The 17,776-nt window shown below is 60.6% G+C and carries 17 protein-coding genes; 1 reads left to right on the forward strand and 16 read right to left on the reverse strand.

The genetic code is table 11. From position 1 onward, the window contains the following. Positions 1 to 142 precede the first annotated feature (142 nt). Entirely contained in the window at positions 143 to 562 is a 420-nt protein-coding gene (locus AC6I99_RS12795; protein ID WP_497961059.1) for a hypothetical protein, read from the reverse strand. 66 nt (positions 563 to 628) lie between these two features. Further along, a complete protein-coding gene (locus AC6I99_RS12800) occupies positions 629 to 1,021 on the reverse strand; it encodes a hypothetical protein (RefSeq protein WP_497961060.1) in 393 nt (130 codons plus the stop codon). Between the two features lie 428 nt (positions 1,022 to 1,449). Between AC6I99_RS12800 and AC6I99_RS12805 the strand changes: the two genes are divergently transcribed. Then, complete coding sequence (locus tag AC6I99_RS12805) at positions 1,450 to 3,219, forward strand: zinc-ribbon domain-containing protein (protein ID WP_497961061.1); 1,770 nt, start codon at positions 1,450 to 1,452, stop codon at positions 3,217 to 3,219. 133 nt (positions 3,220 to 3,352) lie between these two features. Here the strand turns inward: AC6I99_RS12805 and AC6I99_RS12810 are convergent, their stop codons facing one another. The 14 genes from AC6I99_RS12810 to nrdF form a co-directional block, all read right to left on the reverse strand. Then, positions 3,353 to 3,994 (reverse strand): hypothetical protein, encoded by a 642-nt coding sequence (locus AC6I99_RS12810; RefSeq protein WP_497961062.1) that lies wholly within the window; start codon positions 3,992 to 3,994, stop codon positions 3,353 to 3,355. A gap of 340 nt (positions 3,995 to 4,334) precedes the next feature. After that, positions 4,335 to 7,043, reverse strand: coding sequence for a hypothetical protein (locus tag AC6I99_RS12815; protein WP_497961063.1), 2,709 nt, complete (start codon positions 7,041 to 7,043; stop codon positions 4,335 to 4,337). Continuing rightward, positions 7,040 to 8,533, reverse strand: a complete 1,494-nt coding sequence (locus tag AC6I99_RS12820; RefSeq protein ID WP_497961064.1) for a hypothetical protein — start codon at positions 8,531 to 8,533, stop codon at positions 7,040 to 7,042. The genes AC6I99_RS12815 and AC6I99_RS12820 overlap by 4 nt, the downstream gene beginning before the upstream one ends. Continuing rightward, the gene (locus AC6I99_RS12825; RefSeq protein WP_497961065.1) at positions 8,530 to 9,090 is read right to left on the reverse strand and encodes a DUF6308 family protein; all 561 of its coding nucleotides are present in this window, start codon (positions 9,088 to 9,090) and stop codon (positions 8,530 to 8,532) included. The genes AC6I99_RS12820 and AC6I99_RS12825 overlap by 4 nt, the downstream gene beginning before the upstream one ends. Further along, on the reverse strand, positions 9,005 to 9,658 hold the full coding sequence (locus AC6I99_RS12830; RefSeq protein WP_497961066.1) for a hypothetical protein: 654 nt from the start codon (positions 9,656 to 9,658) through the stop codon (positions 9,005 to 9,007). Before AC6I99_RS12830 ends, AC6I99_RS12825 begins: the two co-directional genes overlap by 86 nt. A 52-nt stretch (positions 9,659 to 9,710) precedes the next feature. Continuing rightward, positions 9,711 to 11,168, reverse strand: coding sequence for a helicase-related protein (locus AC6I99_RS12835; protein ID WP_497961067.1), 1,458 nt, complete (start codon positions 11,166 to 11,168; stop codon positions 9,711 to 9,713). Between the two features lie 51 nt (positions 11,169 to 11,219). Beyond that, positions 11,220 to 11,399: a hypothetical protein gene (locus tag AC6I99_RS12840; protein WP_497961068.1), complete on the reverse strand. Its 180-nt coding sequence runs from the start codon at positions 11,397 to 11,399 to the stop codon at positions 11,220 to 11,222. Between the two features lie 141 nt (positions 11,400 to 11,540). Further along, a complete protein-coding gene (locus AC6I99_RS12845; protein WP_497961069.1) occupies positions 11,541 to 11,804 on the reverse strand; it encodes an SNF2-related protein in 264 nt (87 codons plus the stop codon). Beyond that, the gene (locus tag AC6I99_RS12850) at positions 11,765 to 12,412 is read right to left on the reverse strand and encodes a DEAD/DEAH box helicase family protein (RefSeq protein WP_497961070.1); all 648 of its coding nucleotides are present in this window, start codon (positions 12,410 to 12,412) and stop codon (positions 11,765 to 11,767) included. The genes AC6I99_RS12845 and AC6I99_RS12850 overlap by 40 nt, the downstream gene beginning before the upstream one ends. A gap of 502 nt (positions 12,413 to 12,914) precedes the next feature. Continuing rightward, positions 12,915 to 13,394 (reverse strand): Mov34/MPN/PAD-1 family protein, encoded by a 480-nt coding sequence (locus AC6I99_RS12855; protein WP_497961071.1) that lies wholly within the window; start codon positions 13,392 to 13,394, stop codon positions 12,915 to 12,917. Next, positions 13,394 to 14,719: a ThiF family adenylyltransferase gene (locus tag AC6I99_RS12860; RefSeq protein ID WP_497961072.1), complete on the reverse strand. Its 1,326-nt coding sequence runs from the start codon at positions 14,717 to 14,719 to the stop codon at positions 13,394 to 13,396. Before AC6I99_RS12860 ends, AC6I99_RS12855 begins: the two co-directional genes overlap by 1 nt. A 95-nt stretch (positions 14,720 to 14,814) precedes the next feature. Next, positions 14,815 to 15,810 carry an SMODS domain-containing nucleotidyltransferase gene (locus AC6I99_RS12865; protein ID WP_497961073.1) on the reverse strand — a complete coding sequence of 332 codons (996 nt, stop codon included), beginning with the start codon at positions 15,808 to 15,810 and terminating at the stop codon, positions 14,815 to 14,817. 2 nt (positions 15,811 to 15,812) lie between these two features. Then, positions 15,813 to 16,448, reverse strand: coding sequence for an SLATT domain-containing protein (locus AC6I99_RS12870; protein WP_497961074.1), 636 nt, complete (start codon positions 16,446 to 16,448; stop codon positions 15,813 to 15,815). A 335-nt stretch (positions 16,449 to 16,783) separates the two neighbouring features. Beyond that, the gene (gene nrdF, locus AC6I99_RS12875) at positions 16,784 to 17,758 is read right to left on the reverse strand and encodes a class 1b ribonucleoside-diphosphate reductase subunit beta (RefSeq protein WP_497961075.1); all 975 of its coding nucleotides are present in this window, start codon (positions 17,756 to 17,758) and stop codon (positions 16,784 to 16,786) included. Between the last annotated feature and the right edge of the window lie 18 nt (positions 17,759 to 17,776).

Consider the following 17,776-nt stretch of genomic DNA (forward strand, 5'->3'; position numbering starts at 1 on the left):
ATAAGGGGCTTTGCACCTACGGGGAACTGAACAGTTGTGAGACTCATGGTTACCTGGCGAAAAGCGCCAGATGCGGACCACCGTGATTCTGCGGTTTTGGTGAACTACTGCCCAGGTCAGCTCACCGACCTAGTTGGCGAGCCTAGTCGGCGCTTCCGTTTCCGCAGTGGGGGCAGGCGGTCCTACCGTCGGGCTCCCCTTCAACCGGGGTACTGGGAAGTGCTTCGTGGCAGCCCTCACAGGTGTTCTTGAGAGCCCTTTTCGCCAATGCGGTCTGTATGTCGAGAACCAGCGGGGGAACGACGACTGCGGCAAGAGCGGTGACGGCGACGATGTTCCCGATCAGCTCAAGCTTGGCGTTTCCGCCCTGGATTCCGCGCCCGCCGTTGCGCAGCGGACCGTTCCCCCACCAGGCCCTTGCCGCGTTCTCAGCGGCGATGCCCCAGTGCTTGGAGATCCTCACGCCGGACCCGTCGACGGCGAGCTTCTTGGCGCCCAGCAGGAGCATGCTCTGCGTTGCCCCGTTCAGCTTGCCTGCCCCTTCCATCAGGTGATGTGCCACGGGAAGGACAAGCCTAAGAGTGAGGCTTTTGCTTTCGTTCTCGCCGGGAGACTGACTGTTCACGCTCTACCTTTTTCTGTACGTCCGCAACGCGGACTGCACCGGTGCTGTCGATTTCCGCCGGAACCGCTGTGGTCCCGATGATACCCACAGATACACTTTCGTTTCGAACTCGCTGATCATAGGGTCAGGTTTGAGTAGTCCGGCGGCCGAAGACGCGGGAACGGCTGCCATCGTGGCTAGGTCCAGGTATCCGATCTTGGTCGCGTCCTGAAAGTTGACGGACAGCCGGCGGGGCTCCGTCAGCTTTCCGGGGTTGTAGACGAACGCGGGCGCCTCGTCGGGTGTGGGCTGAGGTTCCGGCGGCTCAGCGACTACGACCGACGAAGTTATCACCGGCTCAGCCGGTGCCGTCGGTGTCAACCTGGCCATCACGTCCATGCCGCGCTCTTTCTTCATGGCGCTTCAAGGGTGGCCCGTGCCGCGGTCCTTCCATCCCCGCAATCATCGTCTCGGGCCTTTCACAACGGGTGCGTCAAAGCCCATCGGCGCTGCTGCTCGCACGCATCATCATCACCGTGTCACCCAACGTAGTGAATGTAGGCAGACCTAATTGGCGAGCCCTTTGTTGTCTCAACTTGGGTTGCGCATCGTAACTTGGGTGCGAATTGTACACGTGATTTTCCAATGTATATATACTTTGTGACTTTTCTTAACCAAAAAGTTGCGCTACGCTCACCATCAGCGAACGCGTCGATCGCGACGGGAAAGCGCCGTGGCAGGCCTTCCAAGGATGGAGAACAGTGGAAAAGTACTGCAGTGTAGAGGGCTGTGGCCCGGCAGAAGTTCTAAACCGGGGCATGTGTCGCAAGCACTACCAACGCTTCATGAAGAACGGCCATGTGGAACTGGCCGGGAGGAAGCGACGTTCAGCCCCCGAGATCAGTCTTGACCAATCCTTTCCCGGGCTGGCCAACGAGTGGCATCCCACGTTAAACGGGGATCTCACACCTGACGCAGTGTCAGCGGGATCGTCGCAGAAAGTCTGGTGGCTTGGCGTCTGCGGTCATCCTTGGGAAGCGACCATCCATAGCCGCACTATTGGCTGCGGGTGCCCGTATTGCGGGAACCGCAAAGTTGGCTACGGCAACGATTTGGCGAGCCAGTTCCCGGAGGTCGCGGCCACCTGGCACCCCTATTTGAACGGCGACCGGACCCCCGACCAGGTCGCGCCTCGCTCCAATTCGAAAGCATGGTGGCTGGGTGCATGTGGCCATCCATGGGAAGCTGTGGTGGCGAACCGCACCAACAAGATCCGCTCCGGGTGCCCCTACTGCGCGAACCAGAAGGTCGGCTACGGCAACGATCTCGCCACGCGCTTTCCCGATCTGGCCAAGGAGTGGCATCCGACGAGGAACGGTGACGTCACACCCGGCCAGGTGACGTCGGGGGCCAGAAGTAACGTGTGGTGGCTGTGCAGCAGCGGCCACGAGTGGCGGGCGATGGTGTTCAAGCGGTCCTGCGGTGCCGCCTGCGAGAAGTGCAAGCTGGTGGGCCTGTCCGAGCTCGAGATCGGCTTGTACGCAGAACTCAAGGCTGTCCTCGGCGAGCACCTGGCTCCGGTCCAGCACGACTGGAGGATCGCAACAGCCGGCGGGGTGAAGATTCGGGTGGATGTCATTGTCGGCACCATCGCAATCGAATTCGACGGCTCGTACTGGCACAAAGGCAAGGAAGACAGGGACCGGGAGAAGACCGACCAGCTACAGGAGCTTGGATACAGCGTCATACGGGTACGCGAGCACCCGCTGGAGGCTCTTTCGCCACAGGACGCGCTGGTGCGGCGCGCGCCTACAGGCCACGACGTCGCGTCGGCAGCACTCGAAGAGATGCTGGAAGGTGGTCTTATCGAGAACGAGGCGGCAGAGTCTGCACGGAGATACATCCTCAACGGTGTTGCCGTCGCGGAAACTGAAGCAAGACAGATCATTGCTGCCCTACGGCTCCGAGAGTACGGGGAGCTGTCGCTGGCCGACAAGTTCCCTGCGGTGGCGGGCGAGTGGCACCCGCAGTTGAACGGAGATTTAACTCCAGCCCAGGTGATGGCGCACTCAGGGAAACCGGCATGGTGGCTGTGCCCCGCCGGCCACGCGTACCTGACGCCCATTGTGCAAAGAACGACTGACGGGACGGGCTGCGGGCAGTGCTCGGGGCGCTACGTCACCCCGGCGACATCGCTTGCCGTCATCCGCCCCAACTTGGCCGGCCAATGGCACCCCACACTCAACGGTCAGCTTACGCCGGAGGACGTGTTGCCACACTCAGGCCTGACCGTCTGGTGGCTATGCGCCGAGGGTCACGCCACCCAGGACAAGGTGAAGGACCGGGCCAAGGGGATGGTCTGTCAGGAATGCCCGAAGTCACGCCGCCGGGCAGAAACATCGCTCGCGGCGCGCTTCCCGGAATTGGCGTCGCAGTGGCACCCAACCCTGAACGGCGAACTGACACCCCACGACGTCCGCCCCTATCTGAACCAACTGGTGTGGTGGCTATGTCCTAACGGCCACTCCACGCAGGACACGCTGAACGCCCGGTCGCGGGGAAGGGTATGTCAGGACTGCCCTGGAGCGCGCCCACGCAAATCAAAACGGAGCTAGACTGCGCAGTCGAATCGTTCCGGAGGGATCGGCGCCCACCAAGACCTGCTGGATTGAGTAATGCTGGCGCCCGCTTTGGAGCCTGCGGCTCGGTTTCCAGAGCTGTTAGGCTCCGTGACGGCTCCCAGATTACTCAAGGCTCGGGAATCGCGCTCATACGGTCGTCCACCCAGTCCTCGACAGCCCATAGCTCCCGAAGGCCGTTATCCAGCATTTCGGCCAGGACCGGAAAATCGATGCGCGCCGTCTCCGTAGGCTGATTGACCGTCGAGTACCTAAAGCTGGTGCCAGGTTTATCCGTAAGGTGCCATGTCTCGATCAACGCCGCGAGATCTGTGGGGAACTCCTCACCAAGATCAAGGGCATCATAGTGTTCCCGCAGTTCTCTGGACAGCCTATGAAAGTTATGGCCGTGGACATTGCGGATGCGGTCTTGGACTACTGAGGATTCAAGATCTGGGTTTCCTCCGTCGACCCACTTCCGCCGCCAACGGGCAAAATCAGCCAGACAGGACTTAAGAGCCAGCTCGTATGCCTGTCGATACAGCGTAAGAAATGGGAGGAGGATCATGTCATCCTGCGGCTTGCCGCCAAAGGTGCCCGCCAATCGCTTGGCGGCAAAGGCATAGTGCGCGGCGAAGTTGCGATCGGTCTCGTAAGGAGCCTTTACGACAAGGTCTGCGTAGTTCGTCGAGTCGGTCGCGGCGACAGCTTCCAGTAGCTTCCACTTGATCGGATTCTGTACTGGTGGCGGGATGCTGGGAATCATGTTCATGGACCGACCTTAGCAATGCCTCGGAGTCACACTCCTTCCACGCCCCACGGGAGAACTAGTGTTTTGGAATCTTGGCATTGGGCGGCGCCCGTGAGTTGCGTGGGTCACAAGCGAGTCCCAGTAATTTACGGCCATCCCCGGTCTATGACCCCGTCGGCCTCGGGTGCCGGCTCGTCGCCATGTCGGTGACCGTCATCTTCGTGAGGCAACCGGCTGCACGGGGCTCTGACCTTGTCAGGCTCCCTCGGAATGTCCCCTGGCCGGGACCGTCTGGGAGGCGCTAGACCTCTAAGGCCGTCCTAGTCCGCTGCCGCATGTACCCACGCATCAGTATCAGTGACTACGCCTCACACGTCGCACAAATACCCGCGGGCGTGAGGACCATATAGCAGGCGGGGCAGACACCCGGAGGCACTCCGGCCTTTCTGGGCATCTGGACGCCAAGGCGCTCCGCTAGTAGCTTCGCTTCGGGGATGGCTTGGTTAAAGGGTCCGTGGTCGACTCTGAACCGTCTGCCTTCAGATGACTGGATTGCTGCAAGAATCACGTTCAACGCGTGCGTGGATCGGTAATGAACCCAGCGGTCTCGGTCGTCGATTTCGATGCAGTACAAGTCAGGATCGGACCACAACGCGATGGCCGATTTTCCCGTCGTCTGTGACAGCGATACCACCCCGAGGGGGACTTTAGACGCGGCCAATATTTTCAATGCGCCCTGGAGTGGGTCCCTCGACCTGACCGAGATCTGCAGGCTATTCGGCCCCAGCACTTCTGCGTCGTATCCATGGCCCTCCGCCGCCAGCATGGCGGCGTCCAGCAGAGGGTGTTCGGAGAAGGTCTGGAGCTCATCATAGACATCAGCGGTTTCCAGGGGTCGGCCGCCGGGCGCGGACAGGCATTGGGTGTATTCGGCCACAAGTGGAAGCGGGACAGCACCCGGATCGAGGTCTCTGCACCTATCATGCAGCCTTTTCGCCTCCTGGGTGGCCGGCGAGGTTGCCGTGTGATCGACTCTGCGCCGCACGCAGGTCAGAGCGACGGCGGCCAGTGCTTTCGCCTCGTCGCCCATGCCGGAAGTATGCGCCTGGTCCAGAGCCTTGCTCAGGAACGAGGTGACGAGCCCTATGGGTTCGGGGTCGTTTTCTTTCCAGTCCCCTGCGCAGTAGAAACACAGCGCGAGGCGCGCGAGGCCGAGGTAGGAGACTGTGCTCAGTCGGCCGGGCATCGTGGCAAACGCCCTGACCCGGTCGCGCCTGGCTTTCTTGATCCTGTCTGGGTCGGCTACATGCATCAATGGCTCAACGGGCTCGGGGTCGTCAGTGGGCGGTGCGATCTGGTCATCACCGTACACGGCGGCATCGGCGTCGAGGTCACCGGTTTCGCTCGAATCGAAGTTCTCCCAGCCGGTTGACTGCACCGGTGTTGGGAGGCCGAGGGCGAAGCCCGAAAAGACGGGGCCGTGAAGGTGCTGCGCAGTTTGCTCAACTTCCCACAGCCACGCGGCTGGTTCCTCTTCAAATTCGGCGTTGCGTGCTGCTCCCGATGCTGTGGAGGTGCCACTGCTGCGGGTGGACGGGGTCTTGAGCGCGGTGACATCTTCGTGGATTTTTGTGAGCTGGCTTGCGAATGCGTCTAGATAGCGGAGATCGGCTCCAAGAAGATCGTCGCGCGACTTGATCCGCGGGCCACCGGCTGCGCGCCCCGCGCCCGGTCTCGTTCTGAGCCGTTCCGGCACGGAAGCAGGCACGGCCGGGCCTCGAGCCAGGATCGTTTCGTCGTCACCCGCCCAGTTGAGTCTCAGCAGCGCACTGTCTCCCAACTGGTCTGCCGGAAATGAAGCAGTACTGTGCCCGGCGACCATCGTGCCGAGACGATTCCAAGAGTCATTGAGCGGGTTGTTAGTGTATTCGAGCTCGACGGTGAACGGGACCGGATAGGCTAGCTCGATTTTTAGTTCATTGCCGGCGAGCACCGCGCTAAGTAGCTGGGGCACAGCGAGCCCGGTTGTCTCTGGAGCTAGAGTCCCGATCCGTAGCGCCGGAATATCTGTAATGCTCTCCAGCTGAACACGATGGTTCGGGTCAACCCCGGGCTCGGGCCATAACGGTTCGTCAATGTTTGTGCGGATCCCGAGCTCCACGTTTCCACCACGACTTGCCGTGTTGAGCATGGCTGCGGCCGAAAGATTGGCGCTGCCTGTCAGCACCTGGCGGTGTGGTCCCCGACGCCATTCCACCAATTTTGCATGGCGGTACCGACGTGAAGTATCGGCGACTACGGTCAGGCCTGTCTGTCCCCTCAGGACCCTAGCCAAGGCCTGGGGTTCGACCACGGTCAAACCAGGTTGGACAACAAGGGTGAGCTTTGGGGTCGGGAAGTGTTCTACCAGTGCCCTGACCGCGCGCGCGTGTTCGTCAATGAAGGGCGCGTACAACGTCAACTCATCGACCGGTCCACCTGGCAGCTGTGACAGGAAAGATCGGTCAAGGTTGGTGATCAGTTGCGCTCCGTCATCAATGGGAGCGAAGCGTTCCAGCGTGGCGCGCAGCCGGGCAGCGACCCTGTTCAGGGCGGCAGCATGGTCCGACGCGAGACGCACAGTGTCAGGCAGTAGTTCAAGCCACTCAGCTAAGTCGAAAAGGGCCTGCGGTGCCTGCCCGTCCTCGGCGCGTAGCACATTCCACAATTCCGAGTTGTGCTGCCACCCTCCCATCGTCAAATTCCCTGACCCAATCAGCGCTAACACCCGGTCGACTCCCACCAGGAGAGTTAGTTTCGGGTGAAAAGCGCCACTATGCGACGCGAGGCCAACGAGGTACTGGGTGCCCGCGCCTTTCATGGCAAGCGGATCGGGGCGCCACATCCCGGCATCCGCAATGACTGTGACCCGCGCCCCCATTGACTGGCACAGGCCCAGGACGCCTCGTTCCAGGAACGCGACGTCCGCGTTGAAAGTCAGAAAAAGCGCTTCTTCGGCATCCCAGTCACGGCTCGCCTCCATTTCATGGAATAGTGCCGGTACGTTCAGCGGGGCTGCCACCGCGCTCACTGGTCGCGGCCGTTCCGTACAAGGGCCCAGCGCTCAGCCGCTCCCCTTGTGTCACCAGCGACACGCCTGACCATGCCAAGACCACTCATGACTTGGGTAAGTTGATCCCACCGCAGGGACACCGGGCCCCCTCCTTCATTGGATTCCCGGAAGGCATAGCCGTCCCGCACTGTCAGCCTGGTCGGAACCCGCCATCGCCCGTTGGTGAAGGATGACTTGCTCATTGCGACGCGTTGGGACCGGGCAAGGAGCACCCCGGTGAGCTCGCGTGCGACGTCGCGCACTGAGTGATCGCTCCGCTGGTTCAGAAAGTCCCTCAACCATGAGGGGGTCAGTTCGTAGTTCCGTCGTTCGCGTTCGATGCTTTCGAAATATGGTGCCACGCGATCGGAGAGCTGACCGACACGGCCGGCTCCGATCATGAGCCACGCCAGGTTTCTCGGCCCGGTTTTCAGCGAGCCAATTGCCGGATCATACTCCGCATCGACCAGCCGGCCTTTTTCCACGCCCTCGGGAAGTTCTTTACGAAAAATTGAGAGCTTCTGGTCCGGTAAGTGCTCCGATAGTGCACTTTGCAGTTGAGCGATGGGCACAGCTCCCGTCATCTGCTCGTTGACAAGCCAGCGCCATAGGTCCCGCCAAGCCCACGTATACCAGCGCCTCAGGACAACCCCCCGCCATGCAGGAAGAATCTCCAAATGCCTCAGTTGATCGTCGCCGTAAGTTCTTGAGTCAGCGATGAGCTTTCGGCTCAGTTCCAGTGACAAATTATCGGGCTCATACATTTCTATGAGCCGGCAGAGCATGAGGGCCGTCTGTGTCCGGCGGCTATGGGTGGCGACGTCCCCCAGGAGCTGGGGTGGGAACATGATTGACCTCAACCAACTGCGTTCAAGTGCGTGCTGACCGCAAAGGCAAAGGCTTGAGTACCCCTCCAGGATGCTGCAGGGGATGGAGTCCATTTTGGCGAGGTCGAGGAGGCCCTCGAACGCGAGCTTCAGTCCTCGTTCATCTGACTTAGGCCCGGGAGACATCAACTCGCCCCCTGAAGTAATCAGTCCGAGCAGACGCTCACTGGCCAGGTAGGGTCCTAGAAATCCTCGCGACGCTTGGGCATATGAACCGGACGCGGCAAGCGCTGTGACATTTAGTTCGCCGTCCCGCATCGAAGCCGAAATGATGTCATGGCCGTGGGCCTGCGACATGCCACGATGCTGTTCGGGAAACCGTCGAGCGTGCAGGATGGAGATGGCCCCAAAAACGACCTCGCAGCGCCGCAAGGTATCCACCGGGTTCAGATCCTTGTGCGCGGACACCGCCGTCGCCACGTAAGCGTGCAAAGAGTAATAGCGTGCGTGCGGTGTCACCGTAGTGACGCCGGGAAGCAATTCCTCGACTCGCCGCATCGGGTAACCCTCGACCGCAAGCGGGAACCTCCCGGTATACAGACCGTCGTCTCGTCCCGACCACCGTGGCGTCTCGCTACTCACTCGGTCTCCTTAGCGTGAAACTGGTTCTGTTCGCGAAGTTTTCCCGGCACCCAAGTCGTGAAGTAGTCTCTGGGCCGTTTTCCGAGTTCCCAGCCAACGATGTCCATCGCCCTCAGCGAACTGTTTTGAGGTCCAGGAGCCAACTTCGCGAAGTCCTCCCAAATCTCACCTCCATTTGCCAAGTCCTTCCTCACGGAAATTACCCAGGCCTCGATGAATTCACGGGACTCGCTCATTTCGAAGTGGGCCAGCGGCGGTGAGTCGCCCCGGTAGACGTAGCACCTCCTGATGTTCAGATCGAAAAGGGGCAGCATGTGAGGTCTCTTACGATGGAGGACCTTCGTCAAGGTGGTAAGCCTGACGCACGGAACCCGGCACTCATTGACGATGTTGAAGAAATCGACAATTGCATCGATCGCCTCCCCATCGGCTTTTGCCAGTGTACCGTTGAGAGCCGGGTGACTCAGGCGCTCATTGATTTCCGGGACCAATTTCTTTAGACCGTAGTACGAAGGCAGCGGCTGACGTCCGGCATTCAGGAGAGCGATCGCTAGCAAATCCGCATCGCCGTTCCTGTTCGGTCAGCACCTGCCACCGGCCGGCCGTGATCACCACAAATTTAGGTGCCTTATCCGACAGACGCGCCTCGGACACCACCTTTGCCACCGTCAGCGCTGGGAATGGCTCTTTGCCGTCCACAAGAACCCGCCCGAGGGGAAGCACCGTGGACAGCACGTCTTCCAGGGAGTCCGCCGGGGCGGCCTCGACGAATAGGACCTCGGAGTTCCCCGTGGCCCACACGCCGGGGACGAGCGTTTCGGTGCCGCCGCGCTCGAAGGTGACGGCCGCCGTCGCGCCCTTAAAGCCTAGGGCACCGCGCAGCAGGGCGTAGGCATCGGACGCACCCGCCGGGTCTTCCGAGACCCCGGCAAGCAGGATCTGAAGGCGTCCGCGGACCTCAGCGAGGCGGGTCGGGGTGGTTGAGTGGCCTTGTTTGCCTTCCTCGTCCCAGTTCTTGCGGAGTTTGGCGACCTCGGCCTGGAAGGATCCCTTGATGGAGTCCGTGGTGAAGAAGTGTTCGCTAATCCAGTCTTCGCCTACAACGATTGAATCAAAGGACGGCATTACTGGTCAGCACCTTTCGGGACGGCGACAGGAGTTGCGCGGGGAACGACGATCAGGAGGGGCGGACCAGGCTTTGGGCCGGGGCGAGCGACTCCGCGATGCGCTGCTCCCCGCAGACACGCTCGCGTTGCTTTTTCACATCCGCCCGCTGCGCGAAGTCGAAGGACAGCTGTGTCCAGCCCGTGGCCCGGTCCTTCCAACCCTGTAGCCGCTGATTGGCAGAGTTGGCGGCTGCTTCAAAGGTCAGCTGCATGGTCTGCCGGGAGCTCTCCACTGCCTGCGGCAGCAGGGCCTGCAGCCCATTCACCTTGACCGGTCCGGGGTTGGTCGCCTTGGCGTCGACGCCGATGCTGCTCAAGTGCTCGCCCAGGTCCTCGAGGGGTTCGGAGAGACAGAACGTCGGGTTGGAGGGGTTGGGGAAGTCCACCGCGATGAAGGCTTTGGAGACAACCTGCCCGCGGCGGTTCATCAACGTTCCCATGAGCAGAACCTGGGCGGCGTCTACATCGCCGCGGACCACAAGGACTTCGCTGCGGGACATCGAGGACAGGGCCCGGTCGCTGGCCCAGTCCAGGACGGGGTGCAGCGGGCCTAGGTAGTGGGCTTCGGGCCAGCTCATGTCATCGGATTCGCGGGCGCGGTTGAGCTCCCGGGTGCCCGCGTCGACGGTCGTGGCAAGTTTGAGTCGCTCGGTGACGCGCCGCTCGGACAGGTATTCCTGCGGGAGGTAGCCCAGGCGGTGCTGGAGGTCGACGGGCGGGTTGAGCTCGGCGAGGCCGTGGCCGGCGTGGACGGTCCATCCGAGGAGCTTGTGCGCATCACCGAAGGCCTCGTTGAGGGCTTCGTCTAGGAATTCCAAGTCCGTGGAGTAGAGACCGAGCGGCTTCTCGACCGGGATGGTCTCGGTTTCCCCGTCGCTTTTTAGGGCCTCGAAGTCGAGGAAGGCCCAGAGGTCGCCTGAGTCCGGATCGGCGTCGGGCTCTCCGACAACGTCTTCGAAGTTCTTCTTGCCGAGCAGGACGTCGCGGATGGCGTCTTCCTCCTGCTTGACGCTGTACTGCCCCATCAGGGAGGCGACGTCGTTGAGGACCGTGTGGGCCTCGTACTCGCGTTCCATCAGGCGCGTGAGGACCTTGATGTTGCCGGAGAAACGGGTGTTGTGCGGGTTTAGGAGCAGGGTGGTGATCTGCGGTTTCTGGCGCTGGCCGAACCTGTCGATGCGGCCGTTCCGCTGTTCGATCCGGATGAGGCTCCAGGGGATGTCGAAGTGGATCAGGTGGTGGCATTCGGCGTGGAGGTTCACGCCTTCGGACGCGACGTCGCCGGTGATCAGGACCCGCAGCGGGGTGTTGCCGCGCTTGAACTGTTCCACGATGCTTTGCCGTTCGACGTCGCTGAGGCCGCCGTGCAGGAGGCCGACGTTTTCCGGTTTGACTCTGAGGGCTTTGGGCAGTGACTCCTGCAGCCATTTGAGCGTGGCGACGCGCTCGGCGAAGACCACAGCCCGCATGGGGGAGCGCTTGCCTACGCCGATTTTCTTGAGGTAGCTGACAAGCTCGGTCTACTTGGCCGATTCGCCGGTGTTGGCGGCTTCGGTGAGCTTGCCGAGGCGTTTGAGGGCTTCGGTTTCCTTGGCCTCGGGGGGCGAATCGGCGTTGAGCTTCTTCAGGCGCTCGGTGACGGTTTCGAGAAGCGCGGCAGGGCTGGATAGAAAGGCCTTGGCAAGGATCCAGGAGAACAACGCACCGTTCTGACCCGAATAGGGGGCGGGTTTGCCCTCTGGGTAGAGCCAGACGTCCGAAAGCTCCTCGGCAACGGCGTTCCGCGCCGACTTCCTGGGCGACCTCGGGGCTGTGCCGGTGCCGGCGGATGATGAGGTTCTCTACGTGTTTTGGGTCGAAGGTGCCGTCCGGGCGGACGGCGGTGGGGTCCAGCAGGCGCAGGATTTCCGCGAATGACTCGTTGCGTCCGTATGCGGGGTAGCGGAGGCCAGGATGAGGGCCTCGGTGTTGGGCGCGAGTACCCGGGCGACCTCGTTGTTCATTGCTTGGGTGTTGGTGACGTTGTGGGCCTCGTCAATTACCACCGCGTTCCAGTGCAGCTTGCCTAGCTGGGCCCGGTAGCGGGGGCTTTTGAGCGTATCCATGGATATGATGGCGCGCTTGTAATAGGTGAAGGGGTTGGGGTGGCCGAGAGTTTCTGCCGGATCTTCTGGATGCCGGCGGAGTCGAGACGGACGAACGGCAGGGCGAAGCGGCACCAAAGCTCGTGCTGCATCTTCTCCAGCACGTGGCGCGGGGTGACGATGAGGATTCGTTCACCGCGGCCGCGCTTGACCAGCTCGCTGAGGATCATGCCAATGTCGAGGGTCTTACCCAGGCCGACGGCGTCTGCGATCAGGATGCGCGGGCGGATGTTCTTGGTGTCCAGGGCCTTCGCGACGGCGATCTGCTGGTACTTGAGGTTCCGCGACAGCATCCGTGTGGAAACAGTCAGGTACTCCGCCGACTGGGGTGTCGGCGTCTTGCGAAGCGTGGTCTCCAAGAACAGGCGGGCCCGGCGGTAGTTGGGAGTGTCATCCGCTACAACCCTAGACTTAGCCGGGTCCACGACTTCTACGGTGTCCAGTGCGGAGTAGAAGGCGGCAGTGGTGTCCCGAACGAGTTCGCTGAGGCCCTGCACCCTTATGAGGGCGCCGTCGACCGACTTCTCGACGCCAGTGACGAGCCAGTCCTCGTCCCGGACACGGACCATTCGAACCCGGCGCAACGTTTAGCTCAGTTTCGGTGGTTCTCGTGATGGTCAAGTGATACTCCTGTATTCGGTTGCTCCCCCTGCGCACCCGCAGCAGCCTGTATCAGCTTAATGCAGCCGCCGTGAGGACATCGGCACCGCACCATCGCTCTAGGCTGTGGTCCCGCTGCCGGTGAGAATGGCTTGACGACCCAACGCGCATGTTTGCCCACCAATGCCGTTTCCTGTCCAACTGTAGGACGCACATTTGGTCCAGGCCTATCGTTTGGCGGCGCCCACGCACGTATCTCTGATCAAAGGCATTAGGCCCAATCCCGCCCGCAGTCGGCTTGCCGCAGTACGCTGCCCTGGTTCTTCCCCGCAGAATGGGAATGGCTTGGGAATCTGCCCGCCACGCCTGAAGAGCTTTCCCTGTCCGTCGCTGCGGCCTCCGGCAATCATGGAATCGCCAACAGGCCCAGCTCGGTTCGCCTTGGAATGTAAAGCATGAAGTCTCTGAGTCTCAGCAAAGGACGACCCTCGCCTTACGGTAAAGAGTCCGACGCCGGGATGTACGGCCTGGTTCTGTTGCAAGAGCGTAGTAGGACACAGTTCTCAGGTTGTGATCCAAGGCTGCCACCAGCAATCCAATCTGCTCCGTGTTTCGTATCGCCATAAGCGCCATGGATGCGTGATCCGCTGCACTAGGAGGCACAGGTAAAGGATGGGTGTGCCACTCACCGACGTACCCGATCATCGGATCTACTTGATGGCTCAAATATGTTGCCAACACCGCTTGGGCTGTCTTGGCACGGCGAAGGTATCCCCCATGTGTCGCGGACTCGTCAGTAACAGTCAGAGCATCCTCGACTACGAGGCCACCCGCCTCCCTGTATCCGACAAGGATGCCACCGTGCTCACGACGTCGGGAACCGCGGGCTGCCGCGTGAAGGCTGCCGCTCGCTTGCTCGCTTAGCCGTAGGTCTGGTGGCGCTGGCTTCATTATATTTCCCTGACTTCTCCTGCCGCTGATACTGGTTCGCCGATCAAGTAACCAATAATGTGCCGCACCGCCATGCCTGCGGCTTCTGCAACCGCGTATGGTGGCGTAGGCGATACAGGCTCACCACAACCTGCTTCAAATATCTCAGGCCCTAGCGTCGGGAGCATTTTGGTCGCCGCCAACGGCTGTGCCCCGTCAAGGGGCGGAACCAGATCTATACGCTGTGTCCTGCCGTCGTTCTGCAGGCACGCCGTGAAAAATCGAATTCCGGTGAATTTTGCAGCCTCTTCGAGCATGGCTGTAGCGGCACCATCGGCTGTTGCGTCCACAACAAGGTGGTTCCCCGCAAGCAACTCCAGAGCCTCGCCCGGTGTCTTAACGCCGTTTTGGACGTCGACGATTCGCGATCTGTTGTAGGGGCGGTCGGTGAGTACGGTCTTAACCGCGGATGCCTTGTTTACACCGCACAGAGTTAAGTCCGTGACAAAATGCCGTGTCATGTTGCCCGGCGTCATATGATCCGGATCTCGAATCGTGAGATGTCCGATTCCCGCCCGCGATAGACCGTCGCAAATATGAGATCCAAGGGCGCCGGAGCCAACGATGTAGACGTGTTTACTGCCGAGCTCACTGCTAGCCGGACCGGACCGGTGGCTCATCGTCGGACGGTCGAGACCGGCAGATGGCGCAAGCCAAGGGTCACGGTTGGAAGTGGGGAAGGTTATGGCGACGACACCTGTCTGATCTGACCGTTGATAGCGGATGAGCAGGACTTCGAGTCGCCCGCGCGCAATTTCTTGCCGCAGTACAGCTTCTTGGTCGAGCCGGTTGAACAAGTCTTCCCAGTCTTGAGGCGGCGCAGCTAACTCCCCGACGCTGCCCACGAAGCCCGTGATTTCGCGGTCTCTCTTCTTTGCCGCCTTTCCCGGGCGAAGAAGATGCAGCAGCTTGTCACCGTCCCTCCGGAAGGTAACATAGCCGCCAACCAAAGGGGCCAATTCATCGTGAACTACCAGCCTCGGGTCGGCTGGCAGTTCGAGGTACGCCTCGAGGTCAAGCGCCGGTGGATCGTCTGGCCAGCCTTGCCTGCTTTTCTCAAACCATTGCTCGACGCGTCCAAGAAATTCGTCGGGATCGAGCCATGGGAGCCGTTCCCGGTCACGGCTCGGATAGAGGCAGAGACCCCCGTCGGCTTCCTGGTGCCACGACCTTGGGCGGATCAGGCCAGTGGTTACTCTCGGAGGAAAATAGGGGAACGCCTCAGGGAGCACCACCGAAAAGTTTGGATGCTCAAGAACAACGTTCTTGGTTTCTCCGATGGACACTTTGCAGGGCAAACGCAACCCGCGACGAACGAGACTGTCCGTATAGCTCTCGCGGACGTATGCAATGTAGTCGCGCCACTCTGCATGGTTTTCACTCAGCCGAATCGTAGGTCTCCTGCTGTTGTTTTGTGGTTGCCGGCCACGCTCCCTGCGGCATAGTTCCGCTTGTTGCCGTCCTTGTCGTAGCCGGCAGGCATCGGAAATACGTTGGTGAAGTCGTCATTAGATCCCAAAATTCCCTGCAAAAGAAGCGCTGCCTTGCCGGCTTCGTCTTCGTCCATGTCGTATGCTGCTCGTGCATCACGGGCTGCGGACGTGAACTTATCGCGGGCCTTGCCAAAATCGGCTTCCTCGTCGAATTCCAACACCTCCCCTTCCCTGGATGGGTCTGGCAACTCGAAGCCCTCGTCAGCGACACGACGGAAGATTTCCGCTACGCCTTCCATGGCTGAGGCGAAGAATTCGCCCATGGTATCCCCGGTAACGAGTCCCTCATCGCAAGCCGTATAGAGGGCCATTTCGACGGTGAATCCGCCAAGCTTGGTCCTACCCATCAAGGTACGGCGAGCCTGACGCAAAAGCTTGACGCAGGGGACGTACATTTCGCCGTACTCGGCGTTCCTGTCTTCCTTCAGTTCAGTCATCTTGATGGGGTTGGTTTCAATCCAGCCACCGTCCCGAGTGGGGATCTCCCACGTAGCGCCTGCCGGGCGGGCCGGGACGATGTCCACGAACAACCCGTCCAACGCAGGCATGAGCACAGTAACCGAGCGATCGTATTTTGTTACGTTCTCAGCACCGTACTCCTCGACAAGGACCTCATAGACCTTGTCGATGACATCGGACGCGGCGAGTCCAGCCGGATACTCTTCCAAGCGACAGAACATATCCACGTCAAACACGCGCCGTATGGATACCCTGCGTCCGTAGGAACCGATGAGGATTGGGGCAATACCCCATTCCGAAAGGTCGTCATCATTAACGAGTATCCGCCCGACCTCGTCGTGTGCCGCTGGGGCGTTATCCCAGTCCTCGTCGTTGGGTTCTACATTGGACTGAGCAGTCTGAAAGGCTGTAGCAAGTTCGGGCAAGTCTAGTTCTCCCTAATAGTGAGTTCGGACTCCTTGGCCCTGTCGATGGCATGGGACTGTCCGCCGGCGCGAATGTTGCGACCAGCAGTCTTATAAAAACGCGTGGCAGGGGCGTCTGCGTTATGACGGATCTCGGAGTATCTGGCTGTGAGGGCACGGAGCTCGTCACGAGCTGCACTGAACTCCATCGTGGCTAGGTCGACAAGCAACACTCGACGAGCATCTTCCTGAACATCAAGGAAATCGTTCGCGCAGGAATGCGCTCGTTGTGCGCGACGCTCGGCGGTCAAAACCGTCGCTGTAACGCTGAGGAGTGCAGCAACAAGAGTGGCCCACCCTACCCATTCAACTGGCCAGGACTGGCTGATTCCCGCACCACCCGCGATGACACCTAGAGCGCCGGAAGGAATTCCAATGACGAGGTTGCATCCGCGCCAGTATTTGCCCTGTTCAAATTGTGTTTGGGAAGACCACCGAGCATTCTCTTCAACGCGGGAAAGCTCTTCGCCCACCGGCACGAGTTCTGCTGGCACATTTTCCGGCACGGCATAATGCGAAGAAGCAGGTGCCGACAAAGTCCGGTCCTTACGCTTTAAGAAGCGGAAACGCGGGCGTCGATCAGCATTTGCGTTTGTCATGGCGGCCAACTCCTACTCAATTTCAGTAGCCGACCCCGGGTCTGGACCCGGGGTCGGCTACTGAAAAGATCAATCACTGGGCCCACCGGAGGAGATCCCAATGCGCCCTCGGAACACCTTCAAGAGGCATGGACTCTCACAGACCCGATCGCCAACTAGTTCACAAACCGCCAAGTAGCTTCCGATCTCACGTCAGCCCTGCCAGACAGGATAGTTGGCACTGTGCCTAGCTGTATGTCGCGGCGCCAAACTATCCAGTCAGTTCCGCCAACTAAGTCGTCAACTCACGCTTGAACAGCATAAGGGGCTTTGCACCTACGGGGAACTGAACAGTCTTAGAACTCCCAGTCCTCGTCCTCAGTGTTGACAGCTTTGCCAATAACGTAGGAGGAGCCAGAGCCGGAGAAGAAGTCGTGGTTCTCGTCGGCGTTCGGGGAAAGTGCCGACAGGATGGCCGGGTTCACGTCGGTGACGGAGGCCGGGAACATGGCCTCGTAGCCGAGGTTCATGAGGGCCTTGTTGGCGTTGTAGTGCAGGAACTTCTTGACGTCCTCGGCCAGGCCGACGCCGTCATAGAGGTCGTGCGTGTACTGGACTTCGTTTTCGTACAGCTCGAAGAGAAGCTCGAACGTGTAGTCCTTGATTTCCTGCTTGCGGGCCTCGGAAGCCTTCTCCAAGCCCTTCTGGAACTTGTAGCCGATGTAGTAACCGTGCACGGCTTCGTCACGGATGATGAGGCGAATGAGGTCGGCCGTGTTCGTGAGCTTGGCACGTGAGGACCAGTACATGGGCAGGTAGAAGCCCGAGTAGAACAGGAAGCTCTCCAGCAGTGTGGAGGCCACCTTGCGCTTCAGGGGATCGTCGCCCTGGTAGTAGTCCATGACGATCTGCGCCTTCTTCTGAAGGTTCTCGTTTTCGACCGACCAGCGGAAGGCGTCGTCAATCTCCTTGGTGGAGCACAGCGTGGAGAAGATGGACGAGTAGGACTTCGCGTGCACCGACTCCATAAAGGCGATGTTGGTGTACACGGCCTCTTCGTGCGGCGTCAGGGCATCCGGGATCAACGACACGGCACCCACGGTTCCCTGGATGGTGTCCAGAAGGGTCAGACCAGTGAAAACGCGCATGGTGAGCTGCTGCTCTTCCGGCGTCAGCGTGTGCCACGACTGGACGTCGTTGGACAGCGGCACTTTCTCCGGCAGCCAGAAGTTGTTGACCAGTCGGTTCCAGACTTCCACGTCCTTGTCGTCCTGGATCTTGTTCCAGTTGATTGCTTCGACGTGGCTAAGCAGCTTGACCTTTTCGGTCATTTCATCCCCTTTAGCGTT

Source organism: Arthrobacter sp. TmtSoilC77 (assembly GCF_059739415.1).

Bases quoted from the DNA above. Each gene is read 5' to 3' on its own strand.
- AC6I99_RS12855 (WP_497961071.1), bottom strand. From the start codon at position 13,394: ATGAAGCCAGCGCCACCAGACCTACGGCTAAGCGAGCAAGCGAGCGGC.
- AC6I99_RS12835 (WP_497961067.1), bottom strand. From the start codon at position 11,168: ATGCGGGCTGTGGTCTTCGCCGAGCGCGTCGCCACGCTCAAATGGCTG.
- AC6I99_RS12870 (WP_497961074.1), bottom strand. From the start codon at position 16,448: ATGACAAACGCAAATGCTGATCGACGCCCGCGTTTCCGCTTCTTAAAG.
- AC6I99_RS12810 (WP_497961062.1), bottom strand. From the start codon at position 3,994: ATGAACATGATTCCCAGCATCCCGCCACCAGTACAGAATCCGATCAAG.
- AC6I99_RS12805 (WP_497961061.1), top strand. From the start codon at position 1,450: ATGAAGAACGGCCATGTGGAACTGGCCGGGAGGAAGCGACGTTCAGCC.
- AC6I99_RS12845 (WP_497961069.1), bottom strand. From the start codon at position 11,804: ATGGATACGCTCAAAAGCCCCCGCTACCGGGCCCAGCTAGGCAAGCTG.
- AC6I99_RS12800 (WP_497961060.1), bottom strand. From the start codon at position 1,021: ATGAAGAAAGAGCGCGGCATGGACGTGATGGCCAGGTTGACACCGACG.
- AC6I99_RS12830 (WP_497961066.1), bottom strand. From the start codon at position 9,658: ATGCCGTCCTTTGATTCAATCGTTGTAGGCGAAGACTGGATTAGCGAA.
- AC6I99_RS12850 (WP_497961070.1), bottom strand. From the start codon at position 12,412: ATGGTCCGTGTCCGGGACGAGGACTGGCTCGTCACTGGCGTCGAGAAG.
- nrdF (WP_497961075.1), bottom strand. From the start codon at position 17,758: ATGACCGAAAAGGTCAAGCTGCTTAGCCACGTCGAAGCAATCAACTGG.